Genomic DNA, 12,895 nt, shown 5'->3' with positions numbered 1-12,895 from the left:
CCCATTATAGGGGTGCCTCCCCCGGGTAGACTGGACTTATGTCTGAGCTCCTAGATTTTCTCGCCTGGGGTCAAGCCGAAAACCTGGTGTATCATCTTCAGCGTGTAGAACTTGAAGAACGCATGCAGGTGTTGGCCCCGCTCAAGCCATTGGCTCAAGCCGTGTTGAAGGGTGCACCGGAAGAAGTCTCCCAGCAATGGTACGGCCCGCTCACTGAGGAGCACCGTCACGCAGCTGAGGTTGTTACGTTCCCTGATCTGAATTCTTTACTGCGTAAGGTGCCTCTATCTCATCGGTTCATTAGGGAGTCGATACCTGAGCTTTTTCCGGACTCCCTGACACAGGTTTTTGAAGCCTGGAGCGGGCTCTACATCAAGGCTCCTAAAAACTATGACAGGACGGCTGCTATTCTCCGAGCCGCCGAGTGGTTTGATGGACGTTATGACATATCTCTGCCCGCGTCACGCGAGACTGGCTTCGTTTTCTTAACCGGCCGTTTCCACTTGGGGTGGGTATATGACGTGCTAGTACAGAACCCGATGGAGTGCCGCCACATGGTTAGGGCGGTTTTCCTGGGGCCGAGTATCAAGGGGCTTTCCTTGCGGCACGCCGATGAGATCCGACTGCCGGTTCAAACCGTTCGGGGATTCCTGCTACCAGCACTGTGTCAGGCAGAAATTCTCGACCGTTCCGAGATCAGGAACTGGTGTGAGATTGCCTTAGAAAGCAAGGAGCATAGCGCTTTTGAAAAGGTATGGTTCCGGCAGGTTTTAGACGCACAAGAGGAGCTATGACCCTTACCCTTTGGCTTTCCCTCGTCGCTGCCTGCATGGTGATTTCTTTGACCCCGGGGGCAGGTGCGGTGAACACCATGACGACCTCCCTGCTGCACGGCTGGAAGAAGGCCTTTTTCACGGTGATGGGGCAGCAACTGGCCCTGGTGGTTCAGATTGCTATTGTGGCCGCTGGCCTGGGTGTGGTGGTCGCTAATTCGCCGGTACTTTTCGATGTGATTCGCTACGGTGGGGCTGCCTACCTGGTTTACCTCGGGTTACGCATGATTCTTGCTCGCCCTCAAACCCCGCAGCAAGCCCGCGACGAGGCAGAAAGCGGGGCTGGTGCGTCCGCTCCGCAGGGGCAAGGACGCCGCACCCGCCCGGGTGCGCACCTGCAGCCGGGTGCCCCCTTGGCTCTTTTCAATCGGGGCTTCTGGGTCAATATGTCTAACCCCAAGGCTATTGTTTTTATTTTGGCTTTCATGCCCCAGTTTGTGCGGCCGGACACCCCGCAGTTGCCCCAGTATCTGGTGCTAGCGGGCACTATGGTGGCCATCGATATTGTGGTCATGTGGGGTGGTTTTGCTGTGGTTGCCAAGTCCCTGACCAGGCTATCACACTCGGAGCGCGGGCAGACGATACTGAACCGGGTCTTTGGGTCCCTCTTCATTCTGGTGGCTGCCCTCATGGTTTTTTCAGGGCACTAGGGTTCCCGACTGGGCATGGAGGGCATAGACTGGTTGTACGACAAAGGAGCGTATTTGTATGACAACATCGACTGTAACTGTGCGAGTTGACGAAGCAACCAAGCGCGAAGCAGCCCGTATTGCCGAAGACTTTGGGTTAGACCTATCGTCCATCACCCGCGCCTTCTACCGCCAGGTAGTACGCGAGCAGCGCATACCGCTTACCCTGGAATACCCCCAGCCAAACGCAGAAACCCAAGAAGCCATCTCTGATTCACTGACGATGGAAAAGGAGGGCACCAGCAGATTTAAGAATGCCCAGGACATGTTTAATGACCTAGGAATCTAATCGTGCTTCTACCCGAATACACACCAGCTTTCGCACGAGATATTAAAAAGCTTCAGAAAAAACGGGTCAACCTTGAGCATCTGAAACCTGTCACTGAGCTAATTTTGGACAATTCACCGGATTCCATGGAAGAACTGCGGCGTCGCCACCGAATGCACACTTTGAAAGGCAACTGGGCAGGCGCAAAGGAATGCCACGTGGCAAATGCCGGTGACTGGCTATTAATCTGGAGAACAACCAAAACTCACGCATATTTCCTGCGAACAGGAACACACGACGACCTCTTTTGAGTCATCATGCCCTTTATGGGGCTACGAGTTTGACCCACTGGCAGACCACCAGGTCTTTGGGAGTTACGGGCATGCCCTCATCTCCCTGTGACCAAAAATCCCGGTGGGCCCTCCACCACTCATCCCAGCTGTCAAAGCCTTCACCCTCGGCCCGCACAAATTCGTCGGTAACATCGTGAGCTTCCACGAGTTCCACCCGGGTTGTTTCAAGTAGGCACACGGGCTGACCGGCTGAGTCAATCACCAGCTCGGTCTGCCCCACACCTGGCAGATCTTCGCCAGATTCCACGTAGTGCCTGTAAAGAGAAGAGGTTGCTGTTTTCTGCCCGTTCAGAAGCGCTTTCACCAGCTTATCTCTGAGAGGCCCAGGCTCCCCGTACTCCCCCCACCGTATCTGCATCGGGCAGACCAAAGCCCTCCCGGCTATGCTCCGGCAGGTCAGCTAACCAAGCCAAGGCACGCTCCATCACCAGGCTAGTCTTCTCAAGTGAATACGTTGGCCAGGTCGAATCGGTGAAGAGGTGCTCAGCTCCCTCATAGAAATCGCAGCTGGCTGAAGCTGACGAAGCGGTGTAGGCGAGGGCTGCCGGAGCGTCCTCAGCAAACCAGGTATCAGCGCCACCGCCATGAATCGCTACCGGGAAGGAAACCGGCAGGGCACCGGGCAGGTAGGTTGGGTCAACGAAGCCCTCCAGGGCGAGCATGCCCTGGGCGCGGGCGTCCGTCTGGGCCAGGATCTGGGCGACTATCACCCCCAGAGACACCCCTGCTACCACAAAGGGGCCGGTGAGTGCCGCTACGGCAGCCTGCGCCCGGGCCAGGACCTTCTCATGAGTAAGCTGCTGGTAATGGGTCATGCCTTCTTCGATGGTGGTGAAGCGGTGCCCGTCGTACAGGTCAGGGGTAAAAACCAGGTGCCCGGCAGCTTCCAGGCGATCAGCGAGCGCGCGGACGCCGTCCGTCAGCCCCGCTGCGTGATGGAAAAGGACGATAGTGGTCATGGCCTTCTTTCTTCCCTAATCTGTGGACCTGGGTCAGCTCGTTTGGTTATACGTTACTGTATAGAAGCCCTACCCCTTTACACTGGGATAAACCGCCCTATCTAGTCATAAGGAGTTATCGTGGCGCGTATCGGTCTCATTCTTGGTTCTACCCGTCCTACCCGCATTAGCCCGGTGGTGGGTGCCTGGGCGCAGGAGCGTCTGGCGGCCCTGGGCAACCACACCTACGAAATCATTGACCTAGCGGAGCAGAACCTACCTCACTTCGATGAGCCGGCCTCCCCTAAATCTGGGGCTCCTTATCAGCACCAGCACACCCGCGATTGGTCTGAGCTGGTTTCTGGCTTTGACGGTTTTGTGGTGGCCCTGCCCGAGTACAACGGGGGTGTGCCTGCCGTGCTGAAGAACGCTATGGACTATCTCTTTGCCGAGTGGGAGGGCAAGCCGGTTGCGGTGGTGTCCTACGGTTTTGGGGCCGGGTTGAAGTCGGCGGCCCAGTTTGAGGCAGCCTGCCCCAACTACGGCCTGGTGCTGGTGTCCGCTGCCGTCAATATTAAGCTGAGCCGGGCCATGTATGACGCCGAGGGCAAGATAGCGGATGCCGCTACCGCCTTTGCCGACTACGAGCAGGGCCTGCCTGCCCTGGATGCGGCTTTGAGTGAGGCTCTACAGTAAGCCCAGGTGGAGAGGTTAGGACCGCAAGATTTTTTCGAGCGGACGACCCTTGGCGACCTCGTCAACGAGTTTGTCGAGGTAGCGAATCTGCTGCATGAGGGGGTCTTCAATTTCCTGCACCTTATAGCCGCAGATGGAGCCGGTTATCAGGTGCGCGGCGGGGTTGAGCTGGGCTGAGGCGAAAAAGTCGCGGAAAGACGTCTGCTCCTCAAGGTGGCGGGCCAGGTCGGCAGGGCTGTAACCCGTCAGCCAGCAGGTAACGGTCTCTACCAGGGCGGTGTCCTGGCCCTTGCGCTCTACCTTGGCCAGGTAGTGGGGCCATACCTCAGCTAGGGGCATGTCAAAGATTTTGTGGGTCATGTTCTCAAGCTTAGTGCCCCGCCTCCACCTGCGGTAAACCTGTACAGTAGGTAGCGGTGATAAGCCCTTTGCTGTCTATCTTCCATTCACTCTGAAAGGCCCCATGCGACCAGATTCTAAGCCCACCCCTCGTGTGCTCTTCCGTATTTTTGCTACCGCTGAGATGATTACCTGGGCCCTGCTAATCACGGCCCTGATTCTGCGGGCTACCGGTGTAACCAACCTTGTGCCCATTGCCGGTGGTATTCACGGCTTTGTTTTTCTGAGCTACTGCGTAGTGACGGTCTTTACCTGGGTCAACCAGCAGTGGAAGGCCCCCGTGGGTGTGGCCGGCCTGCTCCTATCGGTGATTCCCTTTGCGACCGTTCCTTTTGAGATTTTCTTGGAGAAGCGGGGCCTACTGCGCGGGGGCTGGCGTCTGGCACCTGGCGGGGCGGCGCCGTCCGGCCCGTTCGAAAAAGCCCAGGCCTGGGTTCTAGCCAAGCCTGCGCTCGCGAGCGTCCTGTTACTTGCCTTCGTGGTTCTGCTCTTTGTGGTGCTCCTGCTGGCGGGCCCGCCCGTGCCCAAGAACTAGCAACTACTTTCGCCTAACGAAACGCCCTCAACCCTTTCAATAAGAGTTGAGGGCGTTTATCAAATAGAGGAGGCGGTGCAGAGACCGAGGCCTCTGCACCCTATATTCCTAGTCCTCGTTATCTAGCAGCTTCAGAAGCTTCTCGACGATGCCCAATAGGCTATCGACAATCGCTACCAGCGCAGCTAGAATCAGAACTAGGTTCAGAAGTGTCGTTACCACTTCTAAACCTCCTCTATTTGATTTTTGAACGTACCGGGCAGATTTGCCCGGTACGTTTTTATCTTAACAGCATCATGCCGCCTCAAATAGACCTAAGTGGTTGATGCTGAATCACCCTTTTACCCTTGGTTCGCATTAGGCTACGTTGCCTATATGACGCACTTTTGCGTACCACCAATCTTTGGATGTGCTTGTACTACCTACTTGCGATGGAGAACTTTGAACAGGTACAGGGGTAGGTGTCCTCCATAAACATGCGGAAACAACTCGGAACTAGGATTAGAAGGGTCTGCTGGTTCCCATCGAACAGTGAACCCAGCAGACTCTAATTTACGGGGGTCGATTTCAAGGACGAGAATATCTGGCCTGTCACCATAGATGAAGTCTGAAACTCGCTTTACCTGATCCATATCCGCGCAAGCATGCAAGAATCCCTGCTCGTTGATACTCACTCCACGCGTAGAATGAACCCACACCTTAAGTTTCTGCGCTTGTTCCCATTCTTCGGGCAAAGCTATGTGATAAATCGTCACTAAAGTTCCTCCGAGAAACGTGCATTACCTGTTTTCAAATACCAGCACCTCTGCCCTGAGCTGACCACTTACAGATTCAAATGAACTTTCAAAGCCTCATCTAGTTCCCAAACTTTATTTCTCGATAAGGTACTAATATAGTCGCCAATACGATCCACAGATACTGTTCTTATAAGTTCTGTTTGGGCTTTTGAGTCGGCAGATAGGCCGGTTTCGTCCTGGGCCAAGAGCACCTGAAACGAAGCAATAAATCTAGTATTCACAGACGTTGCCTCGTCTCCTGAAGTCTGACCCCACACATCTTCTTCACCGGACTCTACCCATTCCCGATGAGCTCTAGCGTATTCATCGGCGAGGTCTACAGCTGTCACCTGTTCCACGTCAGCTTGAACAACAGATGATTGGTTGGTGGTCATACCTCAATCCTACCGACTGGGTTATCTGCAGCTCAAGACCTCAACCCATCAGGCACACACCCTGGCCCCACCCATATGGCATAATGACCAGGTTAGACACACTGACTTTCCGAGGAGACCCCGTGGGTGTTGAGAGCGAACGTTTTGCCCGGTTGCGGCTACTTTTTAAGGACGAGGGCCTGCAGAAACTCCAGGACGCGACCGTCATGGTGCTGGGTCTGGGCGGAGTAGGGTCGGCCTGTGCTGAGGCCCTGGCCCGCGGTGGCGTGGGAAACCTGATTGTGCTGGACCGCGACATCGTGGAAGAAAGCAACATCAACCGGCAGGCTCTGGCCTTTACCTCCACCCTGGGCAAGGTTAAGGCTGAGGTCATGGAGGCCATGATCAAGGAGATCCAGCCCGATTGTACCGTCACCGCTGAGCGGGTCTTCCTCACCCCCGATAACCTGGCTGAGACCCTGGATAAGTTCCCCCGCCCCGACTACGTCATTGACTGTATCGACACCATCACCCAGAAGCTGGCCGTCTACCAGTGGGCCGCTGAGCGGGGCCTGAACCTGGTAGCTTCCATGGGAGCTGCCAATCGGCTTGACCCGACGATGCTGCAGTTCGCCAATATCCGCCGCACCTACAACTGCTCTATGTCTAAGGTGATTCGCTCCGAGTGCCGCAAGCGCCAGATTTACGGGCTTGAGGTGCTCTTCTCGACCGAGCTCCCTTTCAAGGTGGAGAAGGCCCCGGGCGCTAAGGCCAAGGGTGAGACGCTGGGTTCCATGAGCTACATGCCCCCGATTATGGGTCAGATGTTGGCGGGTAAGGTCATCCGCCAGCTGGCCGGTATGGAAGAGATTCCGGCACCTCCCTATCTTGGTTCCCAGATGGGAGAGAAGGACGCCACGGCTCAGCATCTGCCTCAGCCCCGCTAGCATGCTGCTTGATACCCATTTTCACTATGACTTCCTGGCCCCGGCGCTTCGTCCAGCGTTTGACGAGGCGCTGCGGGCCCAGGGCGTCCAGGTGGTTGCCCAGACCCTGAAACCCTCAGCCTACCGGCAACTTCGGGAAACTACTCCCCCGGCTGCTCCCCTGCTATCTCTTGGTTTTCACCCCTGGCAGGTGGCCTCGCCTGCCCAGGTTGAGGCTGAGCTTGAGATTTTTGAGGCTGAGGTGACGAGTACCCGGTTGATTGGTGAGATTGGTTTAGATTTTCTGCCCCGCCGCCTGGAGACTTCCCCCGCAGACCTGCAGCTAGGGGCACTGGGCCGTCTTCTGAGTGCGGTGCGTGAGGCTACTGCCGGGCAACCGGCTGAGAAGCCCTATGTGCTGTCTGTGCACGCCGTCCGCGCAACAACGGTGATGCTTGATCTTTTTGAGGAGCTTGATGTGCCCGGTTCCCCTCTTGTCCCGGTGGTTCACCGGTTTGGGGGAACGAGCGACGAGTTGACTCGGCTGGTGCGGTTAGGTGGGTGCATTTCGGTTCATCCGCAGATGGTTGAGAGCAAGCGCGGACGGGCCTACGTCCGCCAGGTGCCCGCAGACCGCCTGCTTTTGGAGACGGACTTACCAGAGCAGCCCACCGACTCGCTTGACGTCCAGCTTTTTGCGCAGGAAGTGGGCGGACGCCTGCGCCGCCTTGTCGAGCGCATTTCGGCTGAGCGCGGTGAGGACTTTGCCCCGGTTCTACGAGAGAATCAGAGGCGGCTTTATTCTCTTTAGCGGCTCTTCCCGATATTTGTAGCCAGATCTGGACAATACCATGGTGGTTTCATATACAAGCTTATTCTTACGACACCGTCAGTAGGTGTTTCGCTCAGTTCCAAACAGATTCTCCCTACTTCTGCCCTATCCCCACCATGTGGGAGCTTAGGTTCGCGAGAGGTTCAGCTATGGGTAGACCTGTCAGTATCTCCTCAAGGTTCTGAAGAAGAGAGTCTGCAGGTTCAATCAGTTCTTGACGCGGTTTCAGCGTTTCAAAGACTAAAGACGGAAAGTCGAGAGGACGAATACTGATTTTCGAAAAACCTGAATCCTCTAATCCGCGGCGAAGCTCCGGCGCTGTATGAAAATGGCCACCTGGGAAACCTGGCCCATGGTTGCCCCATTCTCCGGTGCGAAGTATCTCTACATCGCCGGGTGTTATTGATTGCCCGCCCGATTCTAGAACTCTATTGGAAAAAGCAGAAAGTCGAGATAATGCCGCAGTAAAGATTAGGCTACCAGGTCTAAGCACACGCTTGGCTTCAGATAGAGCAAGTAATCTGTTACGGGAATCAGCCAAGTGGTATAAAGGGCCAAACATAATTACTGCATCGAATATTTCCGTATCGAAAGGCAGTTCGCGGACATCCCCAACTAAGGCTATGAAAGTACCATAACTTTGGGGTATCTCAATGTGTGATGCAACTGGATCAATGAGCGTCACGTCATGTCCTTGTTCGGCCAACCACGATGCATGTATTCCAGTGGCACCCCCGATATCAAGCACACGGGAGGCAGGTTTGATGAGGGAAAAAGAGCGTCGCGCGGCCCGCAGTTCAAGTACTCCGCCAACCGATTATTCGGTCAATCGAGTCGCTTCGTTTCCTTCAGAGTAGTAGGCGTTAATACGCTCTTCGTGAGATCCCATATCACCTATCCTTATGGTCCATAACTAACAATAAACCGCACCATACCACCCGGGAAACAGCGTGAGGATGATGAGGCTACTGTCATCCACTTCGTCTGTGACCCGGCTGCTGCCAGCATGTGCTCAATGATACCCACTCCTGCTGACGAGTTTTATGAACCTGGTAAATATGAATTATGGGAAGGTCTGAAGCTCTTGGTCGCTGTACGTAAATATTGAACTGACTATTTAGCTCTGCCTTAGCTCAGTTCAAGCTATCTACATCCGGTTAGTATGAACCTCCATACCTAACATCTCCTGGCATCGTTTTATCGCCATCACAGATGATTCAATAAGACTGGCATCGGCGCCGAACGCCTGACGTAGCTTGTACGCCAGTTCAAATTGCTTCAGTGCATCGTTAATCTTTTGTGCTAGAAAGAGAGCTTTCCCAAAGTGCTGGCGAATAGTAGCTTCTCGGCTGGTTCCAGAAAATTCATCTACCAAGTTACGATAAGCCTGAAAAGAAACCTCAAAATCACCTAATCGGGCAAGAGCCTCAGCCTGAAGAGTGCGAGCTCGAAATGACGTTTCTGGCTTCAACAGGATCATTGCCTTCTCAGCGTTGCCAGACCACATCAATTCAATAGCCTCGAAGTAAGGGTCTTCTTTGAATTCAGCCTGAAATTCCTCGTGATTGATAATACGAGGCATTAAAGTGTGAGCGTCTATAGTCCAAGACCCAGAACTTACCATTCCCATCACCTTTCAGAATCTACCGAGTAAGAGAATAATAAACTAAAGAACGTCTCAATGTGCCGGTATTTATACCCGCGACACTTACACGGCACAAAATCCAAAACTCTGCCCGGTCTAGCATTTTGTAGCTTCAGACGAGGAGCATCTTAGACAAAGAAAAACCGCCCCTGTGAAACTTTCACAGGAACGGTCTTGATGGTGGAGGTAAGGGGATTCGAACCCCTGACCTTCTGCATGCCATGCAGACGCGCTACCAACTGCGCCATACCCCCGTGGAGCTAAGGGGATTCGAACCCCTGACCTTCTGCATGCCATGCAGACGCGCTACCAACTGCGCCATAGCCCCTTATTCATTTATTCTCCGCTCTCGCGGCGACTGTTCTATCTTATGGCACCCACAAGGGCTCATGCAAATCGAGAACCCACCGGAACTTATGAACTACATCACACAATATTCATGGGCTGTTCAACCCATGTCCACAAAAGGACGCCCCACCCTACTCCCCTAACGCAGGGAAGTTGGGTGGAGCAGGCTCGCAGCGAAGCTGCTGGCTCGGATGAAGTGAGCGGGTGCGAGCGCGCGAGCACACAAGAGCGAACGGAATCCGCCGTTAGGCGGGGCGTGAGGGTCAGGCTTGCGCCTATTCCGCCCGCAGATTATTTTCCTCGCGCGCTCGGAATCTGCTGGGCTCCATCCAGCACGAGCCTGCGCAACCCCTCTTACGCTAAGCTTCTAGTCTTCGCGCTGGTTCATCAGGTCCGCTTCGGGAGTGATGATCTCGAAGTCAGCTTCGGCGCCTTCGGTGTCGACGTCACCGGCTTCGCTGTCTAGGCCCAGGTCGATGCGGGGGGCGTCGCCCCAGAGGCGGTCGAGGGCGTAGAAGGCGCGGTCTTCTTCGTGCTGTACGTGCACTACGATGTCGCCGAAGTCCAGGAGTACCCAGCGGCCTTCTGCGCGGCCTTCGCGGCGCAGGGGCTTGAGGCCCAGTTCTTCACGAAGCTTATCTTCAACCTCGTCAACAATCGCATTGACCAGGCGTTCGTTGTGGGCTGAGACGACCAGGAAGCCGTCAATCAAACCCATAATGTCAGAAGCGTCGACGGCCAGCAGGTTGGTTCCCTGCATGTCGTCGGCCGCGCGTGCGGCTACCTTCAACGCTTCAATAGACTCTGCAGCTGCAGTCATTTCGCCCTTTCCGAGCAAATCATTCCCCAAACCTTTTGGGGTCTCATTCAACTAAATCTTTAACTGAAGAAAAGGAACCACACGGTGGCCAGTACAAGCACGAGAAGCAGGAGGCCCACGACGGCTACGATTGCGCCGGTGGATCGCCCCTCTGATGTTTCTGGGCTGTAGGTTGCTGCTGCTTCTTGTTCCACTTCGGCAAGGTCGCCGGAGGGGGCTTCGTCCGTCTGTTTGACGGTGCCTGCGAAGTTAAAGCGCTGAGCGTCTTCTTCCTGGTCGGGGCCGGGAGCCGCCGCCGGGGTCTCAGGTGCAGACTCGGTGGTCTCTTCGTCCTCTTCTGCCTGCGGCTCGTAGGTGTACCCTTCGGGGGCCTCGGCAGTTTCTTCAGAACTATCAGAGTCTACCGCACCGGTGCTGTCACTGGCTAGGGTACTGGCGGCTGGGTCAGTCACATCGGCGCTGTCGATTTCGGTAAGGTCAAGGCCCTGGGCATCAACCGCGCGGACGGGGGCGGGCAGGTCCGGGGTGTGCTGGCCAGCGGTGAAGAGTTCGGTGACGGGCCCACCCTGGGTGTCTTCGGCTAGCTCCGCTTCGGCTTCTTCTTCGGGATGGGTCGCCCTATATTCATCGTCCTTGGCCTGGGCGCGAGCGACGATAGCGGCAATTGCCTCAGGGTTTGTGGTGACGACGGGTTCCTCGGCCTCAGGCTCTTCTGCCTCATGGCTATCATCCGCTGCCGCGTCACCCGCTTCTTCAGTAGCCTCGGCCTCTTCTACCTGCAGCTCATCGACGCTCACGAAGTCACTTTCACCGGTGATTTCGCCGGCGGCAGCGGCGAAGTCTACCTGCTCGGTAGCTTCAGCCTGCTCGGAGTAGTCGGCGCCGAGAACCTGCTGGTCAATGTGGGCCAGGGGGTCTTCAACCACGGTGGCGCGGGTGTTATCGAAATCTACGTCGAGTTTCTCACCCTCACCGGTGCTGATGCTGCCCATCTGCGACAGGTCAACCAGGGAGCGGGCGGCGTCCTGCTCTACCTCTACACCCTCGATGGCCCCCATAAACATGGGCACCTCGGGCAGCTCTTCATCCCCCCGCTGCAGGGCGCGCAGGTATTCAGCGACCTCTTCGTAGTAGCGGGTCAGACGGCGCGGGCCCATGGGGCGGGTCGGGGGCGGGATTTCTAGCCCGTCCTCAGTTGTGTAGCTTTCGGTTAGGTAGGCGGGTGTCTCGTCGTTCTGGCCGTCCGCGGCCTGATCGGGTCGTGTGCTCACAGTGTTTCCTTGAGTGGGATGCCTGGTTCTTGTGGTTAATGCTACCAAGCCAGACAGGTGGTGAAGGTTCTTAGCTGAGGTGGTCTTTGGTTTTATTTCAGCCGGGGCAGGCCAGCTACATACCCGCTGCCCTGGGCGCTGGCCGAGTTACCGGTGTAGAGATGGTACTTGTGGATGTATTGCACCACCCCGTCCGGTACGAGGTACCAGACGGGCAGCTCGTTGCGGGCCCGGTCGCGGATATCGGTTGATGAGATAGCCATTGCTGGGATTTCGATGACGCGGACGCGCCCCTGCGCTTCTTCGGGCACGGTTAGTTCGTGGCCGGGGCGGGTGACCGCTACGAAGGTGGCGAGGTCCCACATCTTGTGGGCGTCTTTCCAGGTGGTAATTTGGCTCATGGCATCGGCACCGGTGATGAAGAAGAGCTCGTCGTTGGGGCGCTCGGCGCGCAGGTCGGTGAGGGTGTCGATGGTGAAGGTGGGGCCCTGGCGGTCGATGTCGACCCGGCTCACGGTGAAGCGGGGGTTGGAAGCGGTGGCAATCACCGTCATCAGGTAGCGGTGTTCGGGGGCGGTGACCTGTTTGTTGGCCTTCTGCCAGGGGTTGCCGGTGGGCACGAAAATTACTTCGTCGAGGCTCAGCACGGCAGCGACTTCGCTGGCTGCAACCAGGTGCCCGTGGTGGATGGGGTCGAAGGTGCCACCCATGACCCCCACGCGGGTGGTGGCGGGGTCGGGTTCGGGGATACCGAGCTCACGTCGGATTTCATGGGCGGGACGAATCACGGGTCTCCTGCTCGCTTTTGTATGTACGGCTTCGGCGCGGGCCCGCTCCCCCGGTTACCGGGGTGGTGCGGGCACCGCGCCGAAGTGTGGTGGAGAAAAGTTTAGCGCTTGTGCTTGCTCTGGTAGTCGCGCAGGGCCTCGGTCTCTTCGTGGGAGAGGTGGTCTGCTGCGTAGTCGGGGCGTACAACGCCGCGGCCTGAGAATGAGATGGTAATCAGGAAGAGCAGGCCAAAGAAGATGAAGCCGATGATGGCGAACCAGTAGGTGGGTATGCCGAGCAGTTCGAGCTGGTGGCTACCTTCTTCTGAGGCAAGTACGGCGGCGCCTGATGCAAGTACAGATGAAAACATGTGCGTGTACCTTTCGAGGCTGGGCGGTGTGTGGCCGCGCCAGTGCGGTCAAAG

Annotated in this window: 19 protein-coding genes and 2 tRNA genes; 8 read left to right on the top strand and 13 right to left on the bottom strand. The window is 56.4% G+C overall.

Annotation, left to right across the window (positions count from 1 at the left end):
• Positions 1 to 38: 38 nt before the first annotated feature.
• The 4 genes from L6762_RS06845 to L6762_RS12040 are packed head-to-tail and all read left to right on the top strand — an operon-like array spanning position 39 to position 2,101.
• Positions 39 to 794: a hypothetical protein gene (locus L6762_RS06845; RefSeq protein ID WP_237186179.1), complete on the top strand. Its 756-nt coding sequence runs from the start codon at positions 39 to 41 to the stop codon at positions 792 to 794.
• Positions 791 to 1,483, top strand: a complete 693-nt coding sequence (locus L6762_RS06840; protein ID WP_237186178.1) for a LysE family transporter — start codon at positions 791 to 793, stop codon at positions 1,481 to 1,483. Before L6762_RS06845 ends, L6762_RS06840 begins: the two co-directional genes overlap by 4 nt.
• A 58-nt stretch (positions 1,484 to 1,541) precedes the next feature.
• A complete protein-coding gene (locus L6762_RS06835; RefSeq protein ID WP_237186177.1) occupies positions 1,542 to 1,811 on the top strand; it encodes a type II toxin-antitoxin system RelB/DinJ family antitoxin in 270 nt (89 codons plus the stop codon).
• Between the two features lie 2 nt (positions 1,812 to 1,813).
• Positions 1,814 to 2,101, top strand: a complete 288-nt coding sequence (locus L6762_RS12040) for a type II toxin-antitoxin system YafQ family toxin (protein WP_423817087.1) — start codon at positions 1,814 to 1,816, stop codon at positions 2,099 to 2,101.
• 13 nt (positions 2,102 to 2,114) lie between these two features.
• On the opposite strand, the gene L6762_RS06830 is transcribed toward L6762_RS12040, so the two are convergent.
• Together L6762_RS06830 and L6762_RS06825 are read right to left on the bottom strand one after the other, a co-directional pair.
• Positions 2,115 to 2,447: an ASCH domain-containing protein gene (locus tag L6762_RS06830; RefSeq protein ID WP_237186176.1), complete on the bottom strand. Its 333-nt coding sequence runs from the start codon at positions 2,445 to 2,447 to the stop codon at positions 2,115 to 2,117.
• Positions 2,448 to 2,451: 4 nt separating this feature from the next.
• A complete protein-coding gene (locus tag L6762_RS06825) occupies positions 2,452 to 3,102 on the bottom strand; it encodes a dienelactone hydrolase family protein (RefSeq protein ID WP_237186175.1) in 651 nt (216 codons plus the stop codon).
• A gap of 120 nt (positions 3,103 to 3,222) precedes the next feature.
• On the opposite strand from L6762_RS06825, the gene L6762_RS06820 reads away from it, so the two are divergent.
• Positions 3,223 to 3,777 carry an NADPH-dependent FMN reductase gene (locus L6762_RS06820; RefSeq protein WP_237186174.1) on the top strand — a complete coding sequence of 185 codons (555 nt, stop codon included), beginning with the start codon at positions 3,223 to 3,225 and terminating at the stop codon, positions 3,775 to 3,777.
• Between the two features lie 15 nt (positions 3,778 to 3,792).
• On the opposite strand, the gene L6762_RS06815 is transcribed toward L6762_RS06820, so the two are convergent.
• Positions 3,793 to 4,137, bottom strand: coding sequence for a DUF2200 domain-containing protein (locus tag L6762_RS06815; RefSeq protein ID WP_237186173.1), 345 nt, complete (start codon positions 4,135 to 4,137; stop codon positions 3,793 to 3,795).
• 103 nt (positions 4,138 to 4,240) lie between these two features.
• Between L6762_RS06815 and L6762_RS06810 the strand changes: the two genes are divergently transcribed.
• Positions 4,241 to 4,711, top strand: coding sequence for a DUF3817 domain-containing protein (locus L6762_RS06810; protein WP_237186172.1), 471 nt, complete (start codon positions 4,241 to 4,243; stop codon positions 4,709 to 4,711).
• A 422-nt stretch (positions 4,712 to 5,133) separates the two neighbouring features.
• Here L6762_RS06810 and L6762_RS12035 read toward each other — a convergent pair whose 3' ends face one another.
• Both L6762_RS12035 and L6762_RS06805 read right to left on the bottom strand, forming a co-directional pair.
• The gene (locus tag L6762_RS12035) at positions 5,134 to 5,466 is read right to left on the bottom strand and encodes a DUF952 domain-containing protein (RefSeq protein WP_423817086.1); all 333 of its coding nucleotides are present in this window, start codon (positions 5,464 to 5,466) and stop codon (positions 5,134 to 5,136) included.
• A gap of 68 nt (positions 5,467 to 5,534) precedes the next feature.
• Positions 5,535 to 5,882: a type II toxin-antitoxin system PemK/MazF family toxin gene (locus L6762_RS06805; protein ID WP_237186171.1), complete on the bottom strand. Its 348-nt coding sequence runs from the start codon at positions 5,880 to 5,882 to the stop codon at positions 5,535 to 5,537.
• Positions 5,883 to 6,004: 122 nt separating this feature from the next.
• Between L6762_RS06805 and L6762_RS06800 the strand changes: the two genes are divergently transcribed.
• On the top strand, positions 6,005 to 6,808 hold the full coding sequence (locus L6762_RS06800; protein ID WP_237186170.1) for a tRNA threonylcarbamoyladenosine dehydratase: 804 nt from the start codon (positions 6,005 to 6,007) through the stop codon (positions 6,806 to 6,808).
• A 1-nt stretch (position 6,809) separates the two neighbouring features.
• Complete coding sequence (locus L6762_RS06795; RefSeq protein ID WP_237186169.1) at positions 6,810 to 7,598, top strand: TatD family hydrolase; 789 nt, start codon at positions 6,810 to 6,812, stop codon at positions 7,596 to 7,598.
• Between the two features lie 115 nt (positions 7,599 to 7,713).
• On the opposite strand, the gene L6762_RS06790 is transcribed toward L6762_RS06795, so the two are convergent.
• From L6762_RS06790 to L6762_RS06755, 8 genes are all read right to left on the bottom strand, one after another.
• On the bottom strand, positions 7,714 to 8,385 hold the full coding sequence (locus L6762_RS06790) for a class I SAM-dependent methyltransferase (RefSeq protein ID WP_272878693.1): 672 nt from the start codon (positions 8,383 to 8,385) through the stop codon (positions 7,714 to 7,716).
• Positions 8,386 to 8,766: 381 nt separating this feature from the next.
• A complete protein-coding gene (locus L6762_RS06785) occupies positions 8,767 to 9,201 on the bottom strand; it encodes a hypothetical protein (protein ID WP_237186167.1) in 435 nt (144 codons plus the stop codon).
• A gap of 241 nt (positions 9,202 to 9,442) precedes the next feature.
• Positions 9,443 to 9,518: transfer RNA gene (locus L6762_RS06780), tRNA-Ala, on the bottom strand.
• Position 9,519: 1 nt separating this feature from the next.
• A tRNA-Ala gene (locus L6762_RS06775) sits at positions 9,520 to 9,592 on the bottom strand.
• A gap of 387 nt (positions 9,593 to 9,979) precedes the next feature.
• The gene (gene rsfS, locus L6762_RS06770; RefSeq protein WP_185174617.1) at positions 9,980 to 10,432 is read right to left on the bottom strand and encodes a ribosome silencing factor; all 453 of its coding nucleotides are present in this window, start codon (positions 10,430 to 10,432) and stop codon (positions 9,980 to 9,982) included.
• A 59-nt stretch (positions 10,433 to 10,491) separates the two neighbouring features.
• Entirely contained in the window at positions 10,492 to 11,703 is a 1,212-nt protein-coding gene (locus L6762_RS06765; RefSeq protein WP_237186166.1) for a hypothetical protein, read from the bottom strand.
• Between the two features lie 92 nt (positions 11,704 to 11,795).
• Positions 11,796 to 12,491 carry a nicotinate-nucleotide adenylyltransferase gene (gene nadD / locus L6762_RS06760; protein ID WP_423817085.1) on the bottom strand — a complete coding sequence of 232 codons (696 nt, stop codon included), beginning with the start codon at positions 12,489 to 12,491 and terminating at the stop codon, positions 11,796 to 11,798.
• Between the two features lie 101 nt (positions 12,492 to 12,592).
• Entirely contained in the window at positions 12,593 to 12,841 is a 249-nt protein-coding gene (locus tag L6762_RS06755) for a hypothetical protein (RefSeq protein ID WP_237186165.1), read from the bottom strand.
• Positions 12,842 to 12,895 lie beyond the last annotated feature (54 nt).

The sequence above is a fragment of the Rothia nasimurium genome (assembly GCF_928381705.1).
GTDB lineage: Bacteria > Actinomycetota > Actinomycetes > Actinomycetales > Micrococcaceae > Rothia > Rothia nasimurium_G.
The sequence above is the reverse complement of the archived record's forward strand: the minus strand, read 5'-3'. Positions and strand labels throughout refer to the sequence as shown.